General features: G+C 60.3%; 19 protein-coding genes and 2 rRNA genes. 5 read left to right on the forward strand and 16 right to left on the reverse strand.

Going from position 1 to position 20642, the window contains the following annotated elements; genetic code table 11:
* Window positions 1-66: 66 nt before the first annotated feature.
* Together I41_RS20050 and hisB are read left to right on the forward strand one after the other, a co-directional pair.
* On the forward strand, window positions 67-294 hold the full coding sequence (locus I41_RS20050) for a hypothetical protein (RefSeq protein WP_145434702.1): 228 nt from the start codon (window positions 67-69) through the stop codon (window positions 292-294).
* Window positions 295-467: 173 nt separating this feature from the next.
* Complete coding sequence (hisB, locus tag I41_RS20055) at window positions 468-1061, forward strand: imidazoleglycerol-phosphate dehydratase HisB (RefSeq protein ID WP_145434703.1); 594 nt, start codon at window positions 468-470, stop codon at window positions 1059-1061.
* A gap of 115 nt (window positions 1062-1176) precedes the next feature.
* On the opposite strand, the gene I41_RS20060 is transcribed toward hisB, so the two are convergent.
* From I41_RS20060 to I41_RS20080, 5 genes are all read right to left on the reverse strand, one after another.
* Window positions 1177-1788, reverse strand: a complete 612-nt coding sequence (locus I41_RS20060) for an inorganic pyrophosphatase (RefSeq protein ID WP_145434704.1) — start codon at window positions 1786-1788, stop codon at window positions 1177-1179.
* A 21-nt stretch (window positions 1789-1809) separates the two neighbouring features.
* Window positions 1810-3144 (reverse strand): 6-phosphofructokinase, encoded by a 1335-nt coding sequence (locus tag I41_RS20065; protein WP_145434705.1) that lies wholly within the window; start codon window positions 3142-3144, stop codon window positions 1810-1812.
* 197 nt (window positions 3145-3341) lie between these two features.
* Entirely contained in the window at window positions 3342-4688 is a 1347-nt protein-coding gene (accC, locus tag I41_RS20070; RefSeq protein WP_145434706.1) for an acetyl-CoA carboxylase biotin carboxylase subunit, read from the reverse strand.
* Between the two features lie 111 nt (window positions 4689-4799).
* Window positions 4800-5297, reverse strand: a complete 498-nt coding sequence (accB, locus tag I41_RS20075) for an acetyl-CoA carboxylase biotin carboxyl carrier protein (protein ID WP_145434707.1) — start codon at window positions 5295-5297, stop codon at window positions 4800-4802.
* Window positions 5298-5340: 43 nt separating this feature from the next.
* Window positions 5341-6423, reverse strand: coding sequence for a M24 family metallopeptidase (locus I41_RS20080; RefSeq protein WP_145434708.1), 1083 nt, complete (start codon window positions 6421-6423; stop codon window positions 5341-5343).
* A gap of 171 nt (window positions 6424-6594) precedes the next feature.
* On the opposite strand from I41_RS20080, the gene I41_RS20085 reads away from it, so the two are divergent.
* Window positions 6595-7005, forward strand: coding sequence for a 6-pyruvoyl trahydropterin synthase family protein (locus I41_RS20085; RefSeq protein WP_145434709.1), 411 nt, complete (start codon window positions 6595-6597; stop codon window positions 7003-7005).
* 177 nt (window positions 7006-7182) lie between these two features.
* Window positions 7183-8052, forward strand: coding sequence for an inositol oxygenase family protein (locus tag I41_RS20090; protein ID WP_145434710.1), 870 nt, complete (start codon window positions 7183-7185; stop codon window positions 8050-8052).
* Window positions 8053-8466: 414 nt separating this feature from the next.
* Here I41_RS20090 and I41_RS20095 read toward each other — a convergent pair whose 3' ends face one another.
* The 7 genes from I41_RS20095 to I41_RS20125 form a co-directional block, all read right to left on the reverse strand.
* Window positions 8467-8652, reverse strand: coding sequence for a hypothetical protein (locus tag I41_RS20095; protein WP_145434711.1), 186 nt, complete (start codon window positions 8650-8652; stop codon window positions 8467-8469).
* An 85-nt stretch (window positions 8653-8737) separates the two neighbouring features.
* Window positions 8738-9694: a hypothetical protein gene (locus I41_RS20100; RefSeq protein ID WP_145434712.1), complete on the reverse strand. Its 957-nt coding sequence runs from the start codon at window positions 9692-9694 to the stop codon at window positions 8738-8740.
* Between the two features lie 152 nt (window positions 9695-9846).
* Complete coding sequence (locus tag I41_RS20105) at window positions 9847-11064, reverse strand: NAD(P)/FAD-dependent oxidoreductase (protein WP_145434713.1); 1218 nt, start codon at window positions 11062-11064, stop codon at window positions 9847-9849.
* A gap of 148 nt (window positions 11065-11212) precedes the next feature.
* A 5S ribosomal RNA gene (rrf, locus tag I41_RS20110) occupies window positions 11213-11321 on the reverse strand.
* Between the two features lie 149 nt (window positions 11322-11470).
* Window positions 11471-14398, reverse strand: a 23S ribosomal RNA gene (locus tag I41_RS20115).
* A 588-nt stretch (window positions 14399-14986) separates the two neighbouring features.
* Window positions 14987-15349: a hypothetical protein gene (locus I41_RS20120; RefSeq protein WP_145434714.1), complete on the reverse strand. Its 363-nt coding sequence runs from the start codon at window positions 15347-15349 to the stop codon at window positions 14987-14989.
* 123 nt (window positions 15350-15472) lie between these two features.
* Window positions 15473-16957, reverse strand: coding sequence for a GGDEF domain-containing protein (locus I41_RS20125; protein WP_145434715.1), 1485 nt, complete (start codon window positions 16955-16957; stop codon window positions 15473-15475).
* 516 nt (window positions 16958-17473) lie between these two features.
* Between I41_RS20125 and I41_RS20130 the strand changes: the two genes are divergently transcribed.
* On the forward strand, window positions 17474-17866 hold the full coding sequence (locus tag I41_RS20130; RefSeq protein ID WP_261342497.1) for a DUF983 domain-containing protein: 393 nt from the start codon (window positions 17474-17476) through the stop codon (window positions 17864-17866).
* Between the two features lie 6 nt (window positions 17867-17872).
* Here the strand turns inward: I41_RS20130 and I41_RS20135 are convergent, their stop codons facing one another.
* The 4 genes from I41_RS20135 to I41_RS20150 all read right to left on the reverse strand — a co-directional run bounded on the left by I41_RS20135 (window position 17873) and on the right by I41_RS20150 (window position 20578).
* A complete protein-coding gene (locus tag I41_RS20135; RefSeq protein ID WP_145434717.1) occupies window positions 17873-18142 on the reverse strand; it encodes a hypothetical protein in 270 nt (89 codons plus the stop codon).
* Between the two features lie 18 nt (window positions 18143-18160).
* Window positions 18161-18778: a DUF420 domain-containing protein gene (locus I41_RS20140; protein WP_246133708.1), complete on the reverse strand. Its 618-nt coding sequence runs from the start codon at window positions 18776-18778 to the stop codon at window positions 18161-18163.
* Window positions 18779-18892: 114 nt separating this feature from the next.
* A complete protein-coding gene (locus tag I41_RS20145; RefSeq protein ID WP_145434718.1) occupies window positions 18893-19612 on the reverse strand; it encodes an SCO family protein in 720 nt (239 codons plus the stop codon).
* A gap of 93 nt (window positions 19613-19705) precedes the next feature.
* Entirely contained in the window at window positions 19706-20578 is an 873-nt protein-coding gene (locus I41_RS20150) for an ABC transporter permease (protein WP_145434719.1), read from the reverse strand.
* Window positions 20579-20642: the final 64 nt, after the last annotated feature.

A 20642-nucleotide genomic window follows, 5' to 3' on the forward strand; every position in this document is an offset into this window, starting at 1 on the left:
GCCGCATCCGCGGTAGGTAAGATCAAGTCTGTTTCCAGTCACGCAACAGAGCTAGGAGCTTAAGCCATGAGCTTCATCGAAATGACCGGCGCCACGCTTCGCCGCGCCCTTCACGAAGACGAACTCCTAGGCGATGAGTTCCAGCGGGCCCATGTCTCGGACGACACCATCGTGCGCGTCAATCACGAGGGGGACGTCGAGGTGCGACGTCCCCGCGGCTGGGAGGTCGTCGGCGGGTTGCTCGGCGGGTTCGAAGAGCGGATCCGCCAGGAAACGGGCCTAGATTGGGCCTGAAAAGCTCGCGTCTCTAGCGATTGTAGCAGCCCCGCCGAATGCACCGCATCCGTCTCTCGGGTGAACCTGTCGCTTCACGCGAACCATTCATGTCGGCCCTCCCTCCATGGTAGAGTCGAGCAGGCCCGCAATCGTGCGCATGCCGCGCTCCACGCTCCTTCAATCGTGCAATCATGTCCCGTACCGCCAGCATTCAACGCCAGACGAACGAAACCGAGATTCGCCTCGAGCTGAACCTCGACGGGTCGGGCCGCGCCGAAGTGAAAACCGGCGTCGGCTTTCTCGATCACATGCTCGAATTGCTGGCCAAGCACGGCGCCTTCGACCTCCGCGTCGCCGCCCGCGGCGACCTCCATGTCGACCAGCACCACACGGTCGAAGACACAGGCATCTGTCTGGGGCAGGCGTTTCGCGAAGCGCTCGGCGACAAGGCGGGCATCCGCCGTTACGGCCACTTTACGCTGCCCATGGAAGAGACGCTCGTCACCGTCGCCGTCGACCTCAGCGGCCGCTACGCATTGGCGTTCAACGCCCCATTGCCGTCGCCGAAAATCGGCGCCTTCGACAGCGAGCTGCTGGAAGATTTTTGGCAGGCCTTCGCCGCCAATACTCTCTGCAACTTACACGTGATGCTCCACTACGGCCGCAACAGCCATCACATTGCCGAAGCCGTGTTCAAAGCCGCTGCACGCGCTCTGCGCATGGCGGTCGAGCACGATCCGCGCATGACTGGAGTTCCGAGCACGAAGGGGTCGCTCGACGGCTAAAGTGCTGCCGCCTGAACGTATCATTCTGGCCGCAGCGAAAAATCTGGAAGCTCGCGCGTAAAGCCAGATCCTTCGCTGCCCTTAGGATGCTAGTCGGCGCGCTAACCGCTGCCGATCACTCCCCAAAGTGATCGAGATAATCGGCCATCGCCGCCTTCACCACCTGCTCCGCATGCTCGCGGCCATAGGCGTCAGCGATATGAACCTTGGCGTCGTCCGGGCTCAGCATCTTGTACGTGCTGAAATAGTGCCGGAGCCGATCGACCATCACCTTGGGTAACTGCGAGACGTCGGTCACGTCTTGCCACATATTGTCGTTCTCAAGCACGGCGATGATCTTGTCGTCAGCCTCGTCGTTGTCGCACATTGGCAAGCCGCCGACGATACGCGCCTTCAAGATGATTTCCGACATCGTGATGGGCCGCTCGCTGATCACGCAGATATCGAGCGGGTCGTGATCGCCGGCCTTCGCCTCCGGCATCAGTGCCGCGACGCGATCGCCGCAGAACGTGCGCGGGACGAATCCGTAAAGCGTCGGGCAAAACGAGGAAGTTCGGTTTGGACGATCAACGCGTAGATAGCCGGTCTGCTTGTCGAGCTCGTACTTGATGCGATCAAAGGGCGTTAGCTCGATATATGCATGCACGACCGAGGGCACGTTCGGACCAACGTCGAGCCCATGCCACGGATGAGGACGCCAACGGTAAAACGGCGGAGGAAACTTCATTCTTGATCCTGCAATGCTCTATTAGAGAGGCGCGGAGTCGGGCTCGTTGACGTGCGTCTCCAGGAACCGGGTAAGTCGGTGAAAGTCGCTGTCCGTCTCGATGTAACGGACGACCGTGACCAATGTTTCGGGATCGACGAGATCGTCGAACGGTACATACTCCAGTTGCAGCTGCCCCGAGACCGAAACCATGACGCCGTTCAGGCGCTTTTCAACGAGCGCACGGTAGGCGCCTACGCCCAGCTGACTCCCCAGCATGACGTCGAACGCATGCGGTTGCGCGCAACGCCCTTCGTAACCGATTTGGACGGGAGTAATCTTACGCTTTTTGCCCGTGGCTTTGTTGTACTCCTTGCTGACCAGGTCCGCGAACAGGTCGTGCAAGTTAACGGCGGAAATATTGATATGGCCGTGATCGTCGCGGCCAATCCCTTGCAAGAACTTGCTTGGCAGGAACTCGGCCAGGCCTTCGGCGATGACGATGACGCCATACTCTTTGCCTTCGGCCTCGCGGGCGGTGATCGTTGCCACGATTCGCGGAATCACCTCGTCGAGATTCATGATCTCACGAGTCGTTTTTTCGCCCGTTTTGGCATCCGTCGTTTCCTCGGTCGTACGATATTTGCCGACGATGTCTTCGACGCTGATCACGAGACTCGCCTCGCCGGCGATCGCCACGCCGTACGCCAGCCATCCGGCGCTGCGGCCCATCGACTCGGCCAGGAAGTAACTCCGGTTCGCTTCCGCGTCGGCCAGCATGTTCCGCACTTCGGTCGCCAAGAAATCGACGGCGGTGAAGTAGCCGAACGTGAAGTCGATGCCCCGGTAATCGTTGTCGATGGTCTTGGGTAGGTGGACGACCGGAATTCGCGGCGCTTCCAGCGGCAGCCGCTCTTGGAACAAGCGGAACTTGTTCGCGGTTTTCAACGTGTCATCCCCGCCGATCGAGACCAGCATGTCGACCCCGATGGAGCGCAATGCGTCGTAGACGGTCTTCAGCGGCGCCACCCGTTCTGGATCATCGAGATGCGCGGGGCTCGAAACCATCTTGCCCGGATTGGCGCGTGCCGTGCCGATGATGATCCCTTGCGAATTCCGCGTCCGCCTCAGCTTCTTGTGGTCGATCATGATGTAGTCCTGCCCCTCGACGAGCGGTCGATCGGGACCGAACTGCAGCAACTGCGAGTACCCATGCTTCACGCCAACGACTTCGATGTCGTCGCGCAAAAACGATACGGCGGCCGCAGAGATCACGGCATTCGCTGCCGGCGCCGGTCCGCCGGCGAAGAGGATTGCCGCGCGACGAAAGTTGTGGGGCGTACGGGGCGGACGCGAAAGCGTGCTATTCTTGGCCATAAGTCCTCTCAGTCTCGAAGTTCAGCGCCGGAGAGCTGCGTGGGTCAACGCTGCTCTTCCCTGCGGACCCAGTCCGGCCGGGCGAGGTTTCGCCAAGCTGCTAGGTCGGGATGTTGTGTTCGGTGAAAGCCCGGCATTCTAAGGCGCCGCCGGCAAACCGAGAATGGCGTGGCTTCTTAGGCAACGCATTCGCTCAATCAATCAGCCCCGAACGTCCGCTCGACGAAGGTCGTGTCAATCCGACCGTCGGCGAAAGCACTGTGGCTGAGGATTTCCTGGTGGAGGGGGATGGTCGTTTTGATGCCGTCAACGCGCATCTCCGCCAGGGCGCGGAGCATCGTGCTGATAGCCTCTTCACGGGTGGGACGGTGGACGATCAGCTTCCCTATCATCGAATCGTAGTACGGAGGCACAACGTAGCCGCTATGCGCGTGCGAGTCGAAGCGAACCCCGAAGCCGCCGGGAACGATGAGTCGCTCGATCCGGCCGGGCGACGGCTGAAACTTTCGCTTCGGGTCTTCCGCGTTGATGCGGCACTCGATCGCGGCGCCCCGGTGGACGATGTCTTCCTGCTTGAACGGCAGCGGCTCGCCGGCGGCGACCAAGATCTGCTGCTTGATCAGGTCGATTCCCGTGACCATTTCGGTCACCGGATGTTCTACTTGGATCCGTGCATTCACTTCAATGAAGTAGTACTTGCCGTCCTTGTCGACGATGAACTCGACCGTCGCTGCATTGACGTAGTTGGCAGATTGAATGAGCCGACGCGCCGACTCGCACATCTCAATGCGAGTCTCGTGAGTGATACTCGTACTGGGGCTCTCTTCGATCAATTTTTGATGGCGGCGCTGCACTGAGCAATCGCGTTCCCAGAGATGGACGGCGTTGCCGTGGCTATCAGCGATCACCTGAACTTCGACGTGGCGTGGTTGCTCGATGTACTTTTCAAGGTAGACCGCGCCGTTGCCGAAGGCGGCTTCAGCTTCCGCTTGAGCCTGCTGCAATGCCGACTTCAACACCAGGTCGTTCGCCGCCACGCGCATCCCACGGCCGCCGCCGCCAGCGACGGCCTTGATCAGCACGGGAAAACCAACCTCATGGGCGAACTGCAGCGCCTCTTCAGCGCTTTCAACGATTCCTGCACTGCCCGGAACAACCGGCACGCCCGCCTTCTTGGCTAACTTGCGGGCCGCGTCCTTGTCGCCGAGTTGGGCCATCGCCTCGGGAGACGGACCGATGAAATCAATGTTGCAGCTGCGACAAATCTCGTTGAAGTGTGCGTTTTCCGCCAAGAATCCATAGCCTGGATGGATCGCCTGGACGTTCCCCACTTCGGCAGCACTGATCACGTTGGCAATCCGCAGATAGCTTTCCGACGCCTTTGGCGGGCCGACGCAGTAGGCCTCGTTCGCGAGACTCAAATAATGAGCGCCGCGGTCAGCCTCGCTAAATATCGCTACCGTCTCGATGCCCATCTCGCGGCAGGCGCGGATGATCCGCAGCGCGATTTCACCTCGATTGGCAACTAAGATGCGTTGATACATGGCGAACAAACTGAGCCGTATTAGTAGGCGAAGACCGCGTCTCGCCCGAAAATTCGCGTCCCGTCCGTGGGTCGAACGCTTCCAGACCGGCAATGGCGCCAGCCCAATGCCTTACTTCTCCACGCGGAAAAGCTTTTGACCATATTCGACCGCGGCCCCGTTCTCGACGAGGATCGCAGCAATCTTTCCCGAGCACTCGGCCGGGAGCTCATTGAAGACCTTCATGGCTTCCACGATGCAAACGACCGTCTCTGGTCCGACCTGATCGCCGACCTTCACGAATGCCGGAGAGTCGGGACTCGAAGAGAGGTAGAACGTGCCGACCATCGGACTGGTAATGAAGTGACCTGACTCGGCCGCCGGAGCGGTAGGAGAGGCCGGGGTCGCGGCAGCCGCCTGCGGGGCAGCCGGGGGCGCCGCCTGGGGAGCGGCCGGCGGAGCATAGCTCGCGGGGACGATCACCGGCTCCTGATCTTTGCGTAGCCGGATTCGCTGTTCTGCTTGCCGCAGGTCGATTTCCGCCAGCTCGAATTCCTGCATCAATTCGACCAGTCGCCGGACGCGGCGGACATCGAAGACGTCGTCAGGATTCGCTCCACTGCTAGCCATGATGCTTTTTCCTTGCTGTCTGCTCTCGCCTACCGGTCGCCGATCAGGCAACCAGACATTCATCGAGGTCCTTCGGCACCGAGGTTAGGACCTCGTGGCCGGAGCGGGTGACCAAGATGTCGTCTTCGATCCGAATCCCACCCCACCCCGGGAAGTAGATCCCCGGTTCCACCGTAACGATCATTCCCGGTTTCAGCTCCGTTGTCTGCCCCTGGGCCAGCCGAGGAGCTTCATGAATCTCCAACCCCACGCCATGCCCCAGGCCATGGCCAAACTGCTTTCCGTAGCCTGCCTTCTCGATCACGCTGCGGGCGGCGCGGTCGACCTCTTCGCAGGTGACTCCAGGCCGGATTGCTTCGATCCCAGCCAACTGCGCATTTAACACAACTCCATACAGCTTACGGAGTTTGGGCGAAATTTTAGCTGTGGGAACGAGACGCGTCAAGTCGCTCATGTAGAGTCCCTCGTTCACCCCCCAGTCGATTAAGGTAAAGTCATCTTCCCCAATGCGCCGAGTCGTCGGCCGGGCATGCGGGAGGGCTGCCCGCGGCCCCACGGCCACGATCGCCTCGAAACTGAGTCCCTTCGCCCCAAACTGCCGGGCTTGGTATTCGAGCTCGGCAGCGACCTGCGATTCGGTCATTTCCGGGGTGAGCTTTGCCCGCACAACCTCGAACGCCCTCCGGGCCTGCTCGCAGGCGCGGCGGGTCCGGTCGATCTCGTCCTTATCCTTGATGATGCGCAGATCCTCGACCCAACCGGCAGTTGGCGCCAACTCCATCTTCGCCAGCGCGGCCGCCAGGGCGTCGCGGACGCCAACGGTCATCGATTCCCCTTCAATCCCGACGCGGGTCGCCTTCGACTTCTCCAAGACCTTCGCGGTCCACTCCAGCATCTTCGAGCCAGGCCCGCGGATCGCGAGTTCCAGCCCCGGGCACTCCTCCTCCAGCTGGGTCGTGTACCGCTGATCGCTGATAAGCACGTCGCCATCCTTGCCGACTAGCAGGTAGCTGTCGTCGCCCGTAAAGCCCGTCAGGTACGTGACGTTCTTGAAGTTCGTCACAAGTAGGGCGTCGAGCCCTTCCTGCTTGAGTTGGCGACGGAGCTTTTGGCGACGGTCGGACATGGCGTCATCATCCTGATCGATGGAGCTGGGCAGGCCACAGTATCGGAGTCGGGAGGGGTGCTGGCAAGCTCGGGAATTTGGGGGTGGAACTGACCGCCGGAGCGCGTCATCCTGGAAGTCCTGCAATCGGGTTGAAACCCGCCCGAAATTACCTCTGCCGCCGGAGACTCCATGTTTCGCGTCACGCGAGAAATTGAATTCTGCTACGGCCATCGACTCCTGAACTACGCGGGAAAGTGCCGTTATCTCCACGGTCACAATGGCATCGCGATTATTACGATCGAAGGGCCGGAACTCGACGATCGCGGGATGCTCGTCGATTTCTCCGACATCAAAACAGCCGTCAGTACATGGATCGACGACCACCTCGACCACAGAATGCTGCTGCATCGCGACGATCCGGTGGTCCCGACCCTCCAGGAGATGGGAGAGCCGCTCTACCTGCTCGACCACAACCCAACCGCCGAGAACATCGCCCGCCTGATCTACGAGGAAAGCACAAAACTGAAACTCCCCGTACCGATCATTGAGGTGAAGCTCTGGGAAACGCCGAAGTGCTTCGCCACCTACCGCCCTGACTAACGCGGCGAATGCTCGAGGATCGCGGCACGCCGTTCGCAAACTGCCGACAGCAGCGACGCAGCGGTCGTGTTGTGACGATCTGCGGATCGTGTTACGGTGAACTGACTTAGCCGCCCCTTGTCGGTATTGCCAAGAGCAACGTGGCCGTTCGGCCCGAGCACTTTTCGGAGTCGTTCCATGCGTGAACCAAAGTCGTCGGAGGCGTCGCCGCACCAAGTGGGCGAAGCCTGGGAAGAATTCGTTCAGGAGCAGGTCTACCCCGAGCCGGGCAAGAAGGCGAAGGAGGACTACCGGAACTACGATAACCCCGCACGGGACACGGTCCGCCGGTTCTACGAAGAGAACCACCGGAAGCAGACCTACGACTTCGTCCAAGCGAAGCGGGCCGAGTTCCTGCAACTTAATCGTCGCGAGATGGGCGTCTTCGAAGCGTGCGAGTATCTCAACACGCTGGTCGACGACTCCGATCCGGATATCGATCTCGACCAACTCCAGCACCTGCTGCAGACGTCCGAGGCCATTCGGGCCGACGGCCACGAAGATTGGTTCGTGCTGACGGGGTTGCTCCACGACCTCGGCAAAGTCCTGTGCCTGTATGGCGAGCCGCAGTGGTGCGTCGTGGGCGACACCTTCCCGGTCGGCTGTCGATTCAGCGATCGGATCGTGTACTCCGAATACTTCGACCAGAACCCCGATTCGCGCGACTCTCGCTACAACACAAAGTTGGGCGTCTACGAGCAAGGATGCGGATTGCGCAACGTGCTGATGTCGTGGGGGCATGACGAGTACCTCTACCACGTCATGAAGGACTATCTCCCCGAACCGGCCTTGTACATGATCCGATACCACTCGTTCTACGCCTGGCATCGGGAGCACGAGTACGACTGGCTCTGCGACGACCACGATCGGGCGATGCTGCCGTGGGTGAAGAAGTTCAACCCGTACGATCTCTATTCGAAGTCGCCCAAGCCGCCCAACTGGGAGGAACTGCGACCGTATTACACGGATCTGGTCGCGAAGTATCTGCCGGCTGCGATCGCATTTTGACCGGGGATGAATTGTCCCAATGCGAAAACGCATTTGAGGTGACAAAACTCCCCTGAGCCGCGAGAATCCCCTGGTTTTCTCGGGACTTTTGGCAGTTTCGTTCTGTCCGCGACATCGTGACAAAACCGATGTCGCCGGCCAACTGGGCAGATGAGCGCCGGCGCGCACCGCCACCCCAGCGACGGCCGTAGGCCGTCGTGTCGCAGGGGAGCGCGTGCAGGCGCTGCTTGCCGCAAGTAATCCGACCATCGCCGACTGCCCTCAGGATGGAGTGAGCGTCCTCGCCGCGCACGATCGCGGGCGTTGCGAGCTCATTATCTCACGTTCCGTTCGCGGCGCGCAGCTGGCCAAATTGGCCAGCTTGACAAGCTTTTTGCCGGCAACCGATTTCGATCGAGCAGCAGAGTTGCCGAGTTAATCGACGGCGTTGCATCGACGACATTGGTCATGCGGAGTCGAGAGACGTTGCAAGGTCGCAGGTTCCGGAATTGCGCGGATGCGGCTTCCCTGAATGGCATTGTCGAGACTGGCGCCTGTTTCGCTGAACGGATACTGCAGATGCATCTCGGTCATGCCGTTGCCGAGGTAGAAGTTGGGCACGCCGCCGCGCGGCACGCTGGTGAACGATGGAGTCGCAAAGCTGTCGCATGACGCGGGGCGACTCCCACCGAAGCGCAGGCATTGACTAACGGACGGCGTAACGGCGGCTGCGAACGGAGCAGATCGCGGGAATCGCGGCAATTGCGAGCCAGATGGCGCCTGGCTCCGGCACGATGGCGATGAATCCGTGAAAGTTGCCGGCCGCGTCGCGATAACTGCCGACAATGCGGTTCCCCTCGATATCGCTCGGCTGCGTCATTCCCTGCGGGCCGGCGAGCGGATGGTTGATGGTCGTGTAGGCGGAGCCGTCGAAGATGAAGCCGCTGCGCTGGAACGATGACAGAAAGTCGTCATCATCGTAGGTATCGTAATACCCAACAATATTGCCGTCGTCGACGCCAGCGGCCACGGTGCTCTGCGAGTGAGCCAGGGGCGGGGCTAACGTCTGAAAAGCAGAACCATCGTGAACAAACGCCCGGCTATCGGAATAACCGACGACTTGGTTTCCATTGACGCCAAGCAGGTACGTTGATCCGCTCGTTAACGGGTCGTCCAGTGCAGAATAGGCTACTCCGTCGTACTGAAATCCGTGGGCATAGCCAGTTTGATCGTAGTAAACTCCCACAATCTTGCCGCCGTCGATGCTCGTCGGAAGAGTGCTGACGGCGCCGGGGAGCGTGCAATCCAGCGTCATAAACGTCGAACCAGTAAGCAAGAATCCGTGAATGACAGACGTCGTGGGACCTGTCAGCACGATGTAATAGCCAATAATATTGTCGCCATCAACACCCGAGGCCCAGGTGTTGAAGGCCGGCGCAGGGGCTTCGATGGTCGTAAACGTCGATCCATCATATAGGAACCCGCGCTGGCCGGTGGATTGGCCGATATAGAATCCGACGACATTGCTTCCTGAAATGGCCGCGGGGTATGTCCCACCCGGGCCGGCGACGGGGTGATCGTTCGTCGTCCAGTTAATTGCGTGGGCAACGGAGCACGCAGCGATGACGCAGAGCGCCAGCACGCATTCGTAGAGTCTCTTCATTAGGCCTTCTCTGTGGAGGCAGTCACAAGCTCGTAACGATATCCTCTGGATATCTTAACTGCATTTTATGAGATTTGCCGCTCGTTCTGCCGTGGGAACAAGCAAAAACGTCGGGGAGTCTTCCGCGAGGTTTTTTATCAATCTGGCGGCGACTACTTTTGGAGAGGTGGTGATTCTTCTTCGGCAGACCGCGGGGATGAATCCCGCGGCTCGCTGGCGGACTCCGCGACTTGCTGGCGGATCACGCGGCTCGCTGGCGGCGGGTTGAGCACTCCGCGGCGGTGGAAGTAGATTTGGCTCGCCGCCATGCGCATCGGGCGCGAAGAGAGCGTGAGATTGAACAGCAGGTCGCTTTGGAAATGGTCGAACAGGAACCTGAGGAACCGCTTCACGCGAAACTTGGGGTAGCTGGCGGGGAACCAGCCCGCGGGATCTTCGCACTTGCCCTCGAGGAACTCGGCCACGGCGTGGCCGGCGGCGAGGCCATGCTTGAGCGCGGTGTGGATGCCGCCGGCGGTGACCGGAGAGACCATGCCGGCCGCATCGCCGACCAGCAGCGCTCGTTCGGCCGCGACGGGGCGCACGACGCCGCCGCACGGGATCATTCCGGCGCGGACGGCCAGCGGCTCGCAGTCGCGCACGGCCGCGACGCCGCCGATCTTGGCCAAAAACTTGTCCATGACGCGCTTCATGGCCTCGGGCTCGGGCGGCATCCGGCGGGCCAGACCAATCTGGGTGACGCCGACGCCCGGGACGATCCAACCGATGTATCCCGGGGCGAGTTTTCGGTCGACGAAGCAGTGGAGCCGGTCGCCGACGGTCAGTTCGGGGCCGGCGAACTCGTACTCGGCGCCGAAGAGGAACTTTTGATTGCGGCCGAGGGCGAGCGACTTGGCGACTTGCGAGTTGGGTCCGTCGGCCCCAATCACGTAGCGCGTCTCGCCCAGACCTTCGAGACGATAGCCATGCCGGATCCTAGCCGCGCCGGTGAACGAGGCGCCAAGGACGAGTTCGACGCCGGCGTCTGCGGCCTGCGCCGCCAGCCAGCGGATAACGCGAGGGGTGTCGGTCGCCAAAAAATAGTACCCGGGGGCATCGAGGTCGACGTACCGCATGTTCGGGGCATACAGCCTAATACCGGGGATTTGACGGACGAGGTCGGTAGGCAAGCGATCGAGCAGAGCGATCTGGTCGACGACTTCCTTGACGATGATGCCCGTGGTGTGGAGCTTGTCGCCGGGGTCTTGCTTCCGTTCGACGACTCGAACGCGCAGGCCGCGCCGCGCGAGGACCGTGGCGCAGGCCAGGCCGGCGAAGCTGGCGCCGACGACGGTGCAATCGACGAACGCAGAGGCGGACGAACTGCTCATGGCACTCGCTATCTAGCAGGCCAAAGAAGTGTGCGGCGGGATGTGTTGCGAGGGGACGCCGGGGCCGGGACGGCCCGGCTCGCGGGAGAAGTTTAAGATAAGCGCAAACAAAAACCCCGTGGGGAGGTCCCCACGGGGTTTTTGATAAATCTGGCGATACCTACTTTCGCGAGTGCTCTCACTATCATCGGCCCGGAGTGCTTAACTACTGTGTTCGGAATGGGAACAGGTGTTTCCACTACGGTATGTTCGCCAGAAGAAGCTCGCGGGACGGTAAAGCCCGCGCGAGCTTGACGTTCTGGTGTTTTGCAAGAGTGGCTTCCGTCAGAAAGACCGAGGGGACAAGCCCCACGGCTCACTGAGATATCCTTTGCCTTCGATTGAAAATCGAGAGCGTTTGATAAATGTGGCCAAGCGTTAGTCCGTTAGTACCGGTTAGCTGAATGCATTACTGCACTTACACATCCGGCCTATCAACCTGGTCGTCTTCCAGGGGACTTTCGGGTATTACCCAACGAGACCTAATCTTGGAGCGGGCTTCACGCTTAGATGCCTTCAGCGTTTATCCGTTCCGACCTTAGCTACCCTGCCGTGCCGCTAGCGCGACAACAGGAACACCAGAGGGTCGTCCTTCTAAATCCTCTCGTACTAAAGAAGAACCTCCTCAAGTCTCGTGCGCCCACAGTAGATAGGGACCGACCTGTCTCACGACGGTCTGAACCCAGCTCACGTACCACTTTCATTGGCGAACAGCCAAACCCTTGGGAGCTTCTCCACCCCCAGGATGTGATGAGCCGACATCGAGGTGCCAAACCGCTCCGCCGCTATGGACGCTCGGGAGCGATAAGCCTGTTATCCCCGGAGTACCTTTTATCTGTTGAGCGATAGCCCTTCCATACGGGACTACCGGATCACTAAGCCCTGCTTTCACATCTGCTCGACTCATGGGTCTCGCAGTTTAGCAACCTTCTACCTTTACGCTCGATGCCTGATTGCCAACCAGGCTGAGGTCGCCTATTGGGCTCCTCCGTTACTCTTTAGGAGGAGACCGCCCCAGTCAAACTGCCCAACTGACACTGTCCGCTGCCTGGATTCACAGGAATCAGCGTTAGAACTTATGCATTAAAAGGGTGGTATTTCACCAATGGCTCCCCTCGAGCTGGCGCCCAAGGTTCAAAGCCTCCCACCTATCCTACACAGTCAATACACGAGCCCAATATCAGCCTACAGTCAAGGTTCACGGGGTCTTTCCGTCTAGCTGCGGGAACGTGGCATCTTCACCACGACTACAATTTCACCGGGTTACTGGTTGAGACAGTCTTCCTCTCATTACGCCTTTCATGCACGTCGGAACTTACCCGACAAGGAACTTCGCTACCTTAGGACCGTCATAGTTACGGCCGCCGTTTATCGGGGCTTCGGTCGCGAGCTTCGCCTTACGGCTAACCTGCTCCCTTAACCTACCGACACCGGGCAGGCGTCAGTCTCTATACATCCTCTTGCGAGTTAGCAGAGACCTGTGTTTTTGATAAACAGTTGGAGGAATCGATTTACTGTGGCCTCTAGCAGCTTGCACCGCCGGAGGCACCCCTTATCGCGAACTTACGGGGCCATTTTGCAGAGTTCCTTAACCAGTATTCTCCCGAGCGCCTTAGACTACTCGTCTCACCTACCTGTGTCAGTTTTAGTACGGTTAGCTATGCTTCAACCCTTAGAAGCTTTTCTTGAACGCCCTTCCGATGACTTCGCGAACATAAACGCGCTCGCACCCCACGCTTGAATCCCTCCGGCGGATTTACCTACCGGACATCTTGCAAGGGGTGACGGACATTTCTAATCGTACCGCTCACCATTCGGGCGTTGTCCCTCCATCGGTCCACATAGCTAGCGCAGGAATGTTGACCTGCTGTCCATCGTCTACGCCTTTCGGCCTCGACTAAGGCACCGGCTAACCCTGGGCGGATTTACCTTCCCCAGGAAACCTTAGGTTTTCGGCGGACAGGATTCTCACCTGTCTTATCGTTACTCATTCCGGCATAATCACCTGTACGCCCCGACACGGCTCCTTACGGTACCGCTTGTATCTGACGTACAGCGCTCTCCTACCGCTCGACAATCCCGCAGGATTGGCGAACTTACTGCTTCGGCGTCGTACTTACTCCCGTTCATTATCGGCGCAGAATTGCTTGACCAGTAAGCTGTTACGCACTTTTTAAATGGTGGCTGCTTCTAAGCCAACATCCTGGTTGTCACGGCAATTCAACTTCCTTAGTGACTGAGTACGACTTCGGGACCTTAGCAGGTAATCTGGGTTGTTTCCCTCTCGACCGCGAAGCTTATCCCTCGCGGACTGACTCCTGAGATAATCGCAATGGTATTCGGAGTTTGGCTCAGCAGGGTACCCCGGGAAGGGCCCCAAACCAAATCAGTATCTCTACCCCCACTGCGTAGTGGCTCAAGGCTAGCCCTAAAGCTATTTCGGAGAGAACGAGATATCTCCACGTTTGATTGCACTTTCAGTCCTCCCCACAGGTCATCCCCTCGGTTTTCAACCCGAGTGAGTTCGGTCCTCCACGCAGTATAACCTGCGCTTCAACCTGCCCATGGGTAGTTCACGTGGTTTCGCGTCTACCACCAGCGACCAATGATCGCCCTATTCAGACTCGGTTTCCCTGAGGCTTCGACCCGTAAGGTCTTAACCGAGCCGCTGACGGTAACTCGCCGGATCATTATGCAAAAGGCACGCCGTCACACATTCCTCTTGCGAGGCATAGTGCTCCGACCGCTTGTAGGCGTATGGTTTCAGGTTCACATTCCTCCCCTAGCAGGGGTTCTTCTCATCTTTCAGTCGCCATACTGAGTTCACTATCGGTCATCAGAGAGTATTTAGCCTTACGGGATGGTCCCCGTAGATTCAGTCGAGATTCCACGTGGCTCGACCTACTCAGGTACTCCTCGAGAGACTGCTCATCTTTCACTTACGGGACTGTCACCCTCTGTGGTTGGCCTTTCCAAGCCATTCTGTTAGTTGGCAGTTTTGTAACTCTCATGTGAGAAGCCCTACAACCCCGCAGAGGAAACCTCCGCGGTTTGGGCTGATTCGCTTTCGCTCGCCGCTACTGACGAAATCGATTTTTCTTTCTCTTCCACCAGGTACTTAGATGTTTCAGTTTCCTGGGTTAGCCACGTACGACTATGTATTCATCGCACGTTAATTCGGGAATCTCGGGATCATCATTTGTTTGTCAACTCCCCCGAGCTTTTCGCAGACTTCCACGCCCTTCATCGCCTTCTGATGCCAAGACATCCCCCATACGCCCTTTGTAGCTTGGCCACATTTATCGAACGCTCTCGAACAGCTGATTCGCCGCAGCGAACCAGGGATTCTTGAGCCACGAAAAATGCTGCTACAAAGAAGTCGATCTGCGTCGCTTGCCGGGGCCGAAAAAGACCCGACCAGCTGACAGATCACCTCTTGAGTAACGCTTGATCTTCGTTGTCTAAGGCAAAGGAGACCCAAATGCAAAAACCGCGGGGACAAGCCCCTCGGCTCGCAGTGGGTTTCAGATGCCACTCTTGCTCAAAACACCAAATTGTCAAAGAACGAATCCGGCCAGTGACCGGCGCAACTCCGCAAGGGAGCCGCGAAACCCGACCGCGATTTTCAGCTGCAACCAGCTGATCCTCACGACGGGGTGGGAATCCCAGATTGTAGGGATTCCGGAACGACTGTCAAAGGGGGTTTTAGAAAATTCCAAAACCGTTTTGACCGCCCATCATCGGCCAAGTTGAACCCTCAAGTTGAGGCGTTTTGGCTGTGAGAATCGCAATTGTAGGGCGACGACGACGGGCGACAAGGGGGTCGCTGAGAATGTGCCGCTTTATTTTTTTGCGCACGGCCCGACATGAGTACCTAGGCCCCCTACCCCGCATCGTTGCTCGGCGGAAGGTGCCAGCGGCGCCGTTCCGCAAACCGCCGCGCGAGGAGCGCGGTCGCCCCACACGATGCTACCGCGATCACAAGCAACGTCCCGAGGATCGCGACCTGCAATGCCGAACTGCTCATGCTGAACATCCGGAGCATGTAGTGGGCGGAGAGCGAGCCGATAAAGGCGCCTGCGAAGAACGTGCGTCGCGGCCCGCGAGAGTAGAACGCGAGCGTCGCCAGAGCGACCGGCAACAGAAACAGCAGCGCAAAGCCGACAATCAGCGTCAGAATCGGTTCGATGCCGAGAAAGCTCGACACGGCGACGACGACGGCAAACGCCGTCATGGCGATCATCATCGAACGCACGCTGAACTGCGGCGGTCGCCGAGGCCTAGGCGTCCGCGTTGGCGGCGGCGGAGGCGCGGGGGTAGTCGCTCGATCAGACATGCTGAACGCAGCCTACCATGGGCCGGCGTCGGCTCAAACAGCGGCAAGCTCGGAGTTTTGCTGGCGCTCCTGCGCTTCGGCGGCGGCCGTAGCGTCGAGTTGGGCGCGGGCGCTTTCCATGGCGGCGGCCGCGTCTTCGCCCGTCTGAACGCTCGCAACGCCCATGTCGAGTTCCAAGCGGATCTGGTGATCGCCGAGCGGCACGGGGCAGAGCGAAATCGAGGTGCGAACGCGCTGACCGACGATCTTCGCCGCACTGGCCGAGCTGCCGGGGAGCATGACGATCAGTTCGCCGCCTTCGAGGCGGGCCAGGAGGTCCATGTCGCGAAGGGTCGACTGGACGAACGACGCGAGCGAGTCAATCAGCAGCGTACCGACGGCGTTGCCGTAAGTGTGTTCCAGCTGCGCATAGTCGCGGACGCGGAAGTGGACTAGCGTCAGGGGCACGCCAAAGCGTTGGCTCTCCGCGATCCGTCGGCCAAGTTCATCGGCGAACAGCGCGCGATTGGGGAAGCATTTTGTCGGAGACTCGGCGATCTTGGCGGCGTCGGCGGCGGGTTTCTCCGGCACGATCAGGTGCGTGATGGCGCCGTCGTTCCAGAAGCTGCAGTTCCGTCCGTTTTTCTTCGCGCCGTACACGGCTTCGTCGGCTCGCCGCACGAGGACGGCGGGCTCTTCGCCGTCCATGCAACCGGCAACGCCGACGCTCGCGGTGACGCGCAGGGCGTTACCGCCGAACTGGACGTTCATCGCCGCGACGGCCTTGCGAATTCTCTCGGCGGCGAGTTGGCCCTGCTGGATGGTCGTGTTCGCCAGAATCACGGCGAACTCCTCGCCGCCATAGCGACACGCCAGATCTCCGGCGCCGACTACCCGGCTGAGCGTGCGCCCGACCGTGCGCAGGACCTCGTCTCCGGCAGGGTGGCCGTGGACGTCGTTAAACTGTTTGAAGTTGTCGACGTCGAGCATGACCAGCGCGAACGGCTGATGGTGGTTGACGTAGAGTTCGGTCGATTCGACCAGGAACGAATCGAAGGCACGGCGATTGGCAAGCCGCGTGAGGGCGTCGGTGCGAGCCTCGAACTGTTGGTTGCGAATCTCCTCGGCCTGGTTCTTGATCTTCTGCTCGGCGTCTTCGAGCCGGTTCTGCAGACGCTTGTTCGCGTCGAGCATTTTGGCCACGACGTCCATCACGACGGCGCCACCTTCGGCGTCGCCCTGCTCGATGCCCACGAGTTGGTCGGTGATCGATTCGACGAACGAGTTGTGGGCGCCGACGTCGGACGCGACGTTACGCGCCAAGTCGCGCAACTGTTGAGCTGCCATATTGGCGCGAGCGGCGTCGTTGGCCGACATCTCGCCGCAACCCTCTTCGCGACGCGGCTCGGGGGCTGCGTTGGAACGCGAGATGAAACGGACGTAGATTACCGCGCCGCAGAATCCGGCGAAGAACGCCGCGAACGCCAACGCGACGTCGGAAACGACTCTCGAGATGGTGACGGCTAAGGCGAAGTCCATGAACAGACTCTGGAAGCGAAGATCAAAGGTGGCGCCTGACAGGCAAAGCGGGAGCGATAAACCGCTGGCGGTGAGATTACTAAGGTTGCTCCATGTAAAGCATCTACGGCTCAGCAACGATACGATGCACCAGATTGGAGTCAAACGCCGGGAATACACAATTCCGCAAGGAATGCGGCGGCTAGCAGGCGGCGGGCAATGTGGCGAGAATTAGGGCGGTTCCAGCGGTTGCGGGGGCGAAACTAGCCAATTGCACATGTGCGGAGCGGATGCCGTTCCCACATACGAAATTGGCGCCCGGCGATCGGCTGAAAACTGCGATCACGATTGCGCATCGCCGCCGTCGGCGTGCGCTAAATCGAGGGCAGATTGTGCCAACTGAACGCCTCCCAAACAGGCGCTTCCCCTACGGCAGCGCCGGACCAGGGTGAACACCCTACACGGAGAACGGTCGTGACTGACGGACTAGACGGGAGGCCTGCCTCGATTCAGCCGGCCGGTGGGGCCGCAACGATGATGCGCGGATTGCGGCTGCAGTGTCCCCGTTGCGGGCGGGGCGCGATCTTTCGCGGCTGGTTCGCGATGAACTCGCGCTGCGCGGAGTGCGGCCGGTTGTTCGACCGGGCGCCAGGATATCTGCTCGGTTCGATCTACTTCAATTACGGCGTCACGGCTCTGCTGGTGGTGATCGTCTACTTTTCGCTCTATTTCAGCGAAACGCTGACCGGGAAGCAGCTGCTGGTGCTATTGATGGCGTTCAGCGTCGTGTTTCCGCTCTGGTTCTTCCGGTATGCGCGCGGGCTGTGGATCGCGTTCGATGAACGCTGGGATCCCTGGCCGAACGAGGAGGAGGCTCGGCGCCAGGAGGGCGGGAGCCAGGGTGCGACCGACGCTCCGGCGGGTCGTTGACCCCGGCTACTTTTCGGCGGCGTCGCGCTGGGCCTGTGCGCGCTTTACCGTGCGGTAACAAACGCTGCCGAATGTGGTGAGGATGATGAAGGGCATCGACATCATAAAGAGGATGCTGTAGTAGTAGCCGGCGGCCATCGACTGGCCGTGCGGGTCGTTCTCGGCGAGCCCTTCGCGGCAGGTGGGGCACGCGGTGGCGACGTCGTTAAAAACGGCGACAACTAGCAGCGCTAAGCCGCAAGCGATGATGTGATCGTTGATAACTCGCTTGAGCATGGGACGCCTCGCGTCGGGCTACCCCCCAACGGAGCCGGGGGCAGCGATGCTGGGGGGAACTGTAGTTAGTGTAGGATCCAGCTCGGCGGACGGCCAGAGGTGATAGAGCATCAGGTAGACCACCACGCCGGTCACCGAGACGTAAAGCCAGATCGGAAAGGCCCAGCGGACGACTTTCAGGTGTTTGGCCCGATTGCGGGCCTTTTCTGCGGGCGGCAGGGCTGCGGCTTTCCCCCAGCCGACGGCTCGGATGCCGTAAATGGTTGCTGCGAGGGCCAAAAACGGGACCGTAACTGCCAGGAGTACGTGCGACAGCAGGATCGCGTAGTAGGCGTACTTAACCGGTCCTGGGTGGGTGAAGCGAACCGTCAGTTCCACGGCGAAGTGGTAGGCGAGGTAGCTCGTCAGGAACATGGCCGAGACGAACAGCGCCGAGAGCATCACGCGCCCGTGACGAATCTCCAGCCCGCGTTTGATCTGCCAAAGGCCAATCAGGAGCAGCAATGTCGCCAGGGTGTTGAGGGCGGCGTTGAGATGGACCAGCGGATGGGCGCCGACGGCGATGGGTAACATGTGGAGCCAATCCCCTGCCCCGGCGAGTTCGGACTGATACGCGAGATCAAGAGTAGCGAGCATGTTTTCTATTTGTGGGCGGGCATTGGAATCCCGCGTTTTTGTATTAGCTCCGGCGGAGCGGCATGTTGTAGCCGGGGGCGTGAGCCCCCGGTAGGGTCTACATCATTTCGCCCCTCACGGGGCTGAATGCGCCGTCACCTTGCTTGCGATAGCTCTGCTCGATTGTTCCACTGCAGCTTGTTTCTCATTGGTCGCGGCGGGCGGCGTCGCCTCGGGTTCTTCCTGCGGCACATACTCCTTCGCCAGCTCGCGTTTGATAATCTCCAGCCCCTTCTTCGAGTCGCTCGTGCTCACGGCGTTGAACATGCCCGCGATTTCGCCCTGCTTGTCGATGATCACCGCGAAGTCGTTGTGCCCCTTGAGGCTGACGCCGCCGACCTTCATGTAGTCGTGGGCGATGCGGCGGACGTCGTCGAATTCGCCCCGGCAGAAGTACCAACGCTCGGGGTCGGCGTTCAGTTCCTTCGCCTTCGCGGCCAACACCGGGAGCGTGTCGGTCGCGGGGTCGACCGTGATGCTGACCCAGTCGGCGTCGGCGACGTCGTCGAGCGACGAGAGGTGCTTGATGTTCTGATTGAGCCGCGTGCAGCTGCCGGGACATGTCGAGAAAAAGAAGCTCGCAATCCAGACCTTCCCCTTCATGTCGGCCGAGCGAAACGGCGTGCCGTCGCTTTTGGTGAGCTCGAAATCGGTTAGCGGCGGGAGGCTTAGTTCCTCGGCTGCGATGGCGGCGTCGCGCCGCTTCTGTTCCACCTGGTACACCTTGAAGCCGCCATAGAGGGCGGCGACGACGACAGCGAGCGCGAGCCAGTAGGGTAAGGCGGAGTTGGTCATGGGAAGGCAGGCGTCAGGGGTCGGGATTCAGGAGTCAATAAGTGCAGCGTCGGAGTATTTCTGACTCCTGACGCCTGTCTCCTGACTCCCTTTTTACTTCATATCACCCGTCGTCCGCGTGGCGGCGATGCGCCAGGCGGCGGCGAGCATCAGCAGGGCGAAAGCGGCGGTGACAATCCAGCATAAGGCGAGAGGCGGGAGGGCGTCGACGGGGAGAAGCGCCCTGGCGGCGTCTGTGGCGGCAGGAAGCAATTCTGAGGCGCCGGGCGCGGGGACGCCCCGGCTCGATGTTGGGGCAAAGTGCAAATAGTGGCGGAGGCCCGCGACGCCGTAGGTGAGGGGATTCAGGCGGATCACCCAGGCGAGCCAGCCGCTGCCGCCGCCGGGGAAAAAGGCGCCCGAGAGGAGCCACATCGGCAGCAGGAAGACGCTCATGATGGCATGGAAGCCGTGCGTCGATTCCATGCGCCAAGCGATTGTAAAGCCGAGGGCGGTAAGCGCGGTTGAGATCAACGCCATCAGCACGACCGCCAGCGCGATCTCCGGCGGAGAACTGGCAAGGCCCAGCGTCAGAGCGCCGAGAACGAGGAACAGCAGCCCCTGGATCATGGCGATGGCGGCGCCGCCGAGAACCTTGCCGAGCACCATCGCCCACCGCGGCGCGGGCGCCACGAGCACCGATTGCAGGAATCCCTCGTTGCGGTCTTCGATGATCGTGATCGTCGCGAAGATCGCGGTGAAGAGCAGAATCATCACCAGCGTGCCCGGAAAGAAATGGGCGTAATCAAGCTGATTGCCGCGCAAGCCTTCGCTGAACAGAAGCCAGAAAATGATCGGCTGACCGAGGGCGCCGAAGACGCGGTTCCGCTGGCGGAAGAAGCGGACCAACTCTCGATGGGCGAGCGTGATGATCACCGGCAACGCCGGGCTGGCCGTGGGCAAACTCTGTGCAGTTGTTGCATTCATTGATTTATCACGAGGGCGCGACGACGCAACGGCTTCACGAAGAATAATCGGTCACGACGATCTC

The organism is Lacipirellula limnantheis (assembly GCF_007746075.1).
Classification (GTDB): domain Bacteria; phylum Planctomycetota; class Planctomycetia; order Pirellulales; family Lacipirellulaceae; genus Lacipirellula; species Lacipirellula limnantheis.

Coding starts and splice junctions, on each gene's coding strand:
- hisB (WP_145434703.1), top strand. CDS start 468: ATGTCCCGTACCGCCAGCATTCAACGCCAGACGAACGAAACCGAGATT.
- I41_RS20130 (WP_261342497.1), top strand. CDS start 17,474: ATGCGCGGATTGCGGCTGCAGTGTCCCCGTTGCGGGCGGGGCGCGATC.
- I41_RS20135 (WP_145434717.1), bottom strand. CDS start 18,142: ATGCTCAAGCGAGTTATCAACGATCACATCATCGCTTGCGGCTTAGCG.
- I41_RS20090 (WP_145434710.1), top strand. CDS start 7,183: ATGCGTGAACCAAAGTCGTCGGAGGCGTCGCCGCACCAAGTGGGCGAA.
- I41_RS20085 (WP_145434709.1), top strand. CDS start 6,595: ATGTTTCGCGTCACGCGAGAAATTGAATTCTGCTACGGCCATCGACTC.
- I41_RS20125 (WP_145434715.1), bottom strand. CDS start 16,957: ATGGACTTCGCCTTAGCCGTCACCATCTCGAGAGTCGTTTCCGACGTC.
- I41_RS20080 (WP_145434708.1), bottom strand. CDS start 6,423: ATGTCCGACCGTCGCCAAAAGCTCCGTCGCCAACTCAAGCAGGAAGGG.
- I41_RS20105 (WP_145434713.1), bottom strand. CDS start 11,064: ATGAGCAGTTCGTCCGCCTCTGCGTTCGTCGATTGCACCGTCGTCGGC.
- I41_RS20100 (WP_145434712.1), bottom strand. CDS start 9,694: ATGAAGAGACTCTACGAATGCGTGCTGGCGCTCTGCGTCATCGCTGCG.
- accC (WP_145434706.1), bottom strand. CDS start 4,688: ATGTATCAACGCATCTTAGTTGCCAATCGAGGTGAAATCGCGCTGCGG.
- I41_RS20065 (WP_145434705.1), bottom strand. CDS start 3,144: ATGGCCAAGAATAGCACGCTTTCGCGTCCGCCCCGTACGCCCCACAAC.
- I41_RS20060 (WP_145434704.1), bottom strand. CDS start 1,788: ATGAAGTTTCCTCCGCCGTTTTACCGTTGGCGTCCTCATCCGTGGCAT.
- I41_RS20120 (WP_145434714.1), bottom strand. CDS start 15,349: ATGATGATCGCCATGACGGCGTTTGCCGTCGTCGTCGCCGTGTCGAGC.
- I41_RS20145 (WP_145434718.1), bottom strand. CDS start 19,612: ATGACCAACTCCGCCTTACCCTACTGGCTCGCGCTCGCTGTCGTCGTC.
- I41_RS20050 (WP_145434702.1), top strand. CDS start 67: ATGAGCTTCATCGAAATGACCGGCGCCACGCTTCGCCGCGCCCTTCAC.
- I41_RS20150 (WP_145434719.1), bottom strand. CDS start 20,578: ATGAATGCAACAACTGCACAGAGTTTGCCCACGGCCAGCCCGGCGTTG.
- accB (WP_145434707.1), bottom strand. CDS start 5,297: ATGGCTAGCAGTGGAGCGAATCCTGACGACGTCTTCGATGTCCGCCGC.
- I41_RS20140 (WP_246133708.1), bottom strand. CDS start 18,778: ATGCTCGCTACTCTTGATCTCGCGTATCAGTCCGAACTCGCCGGGGCA.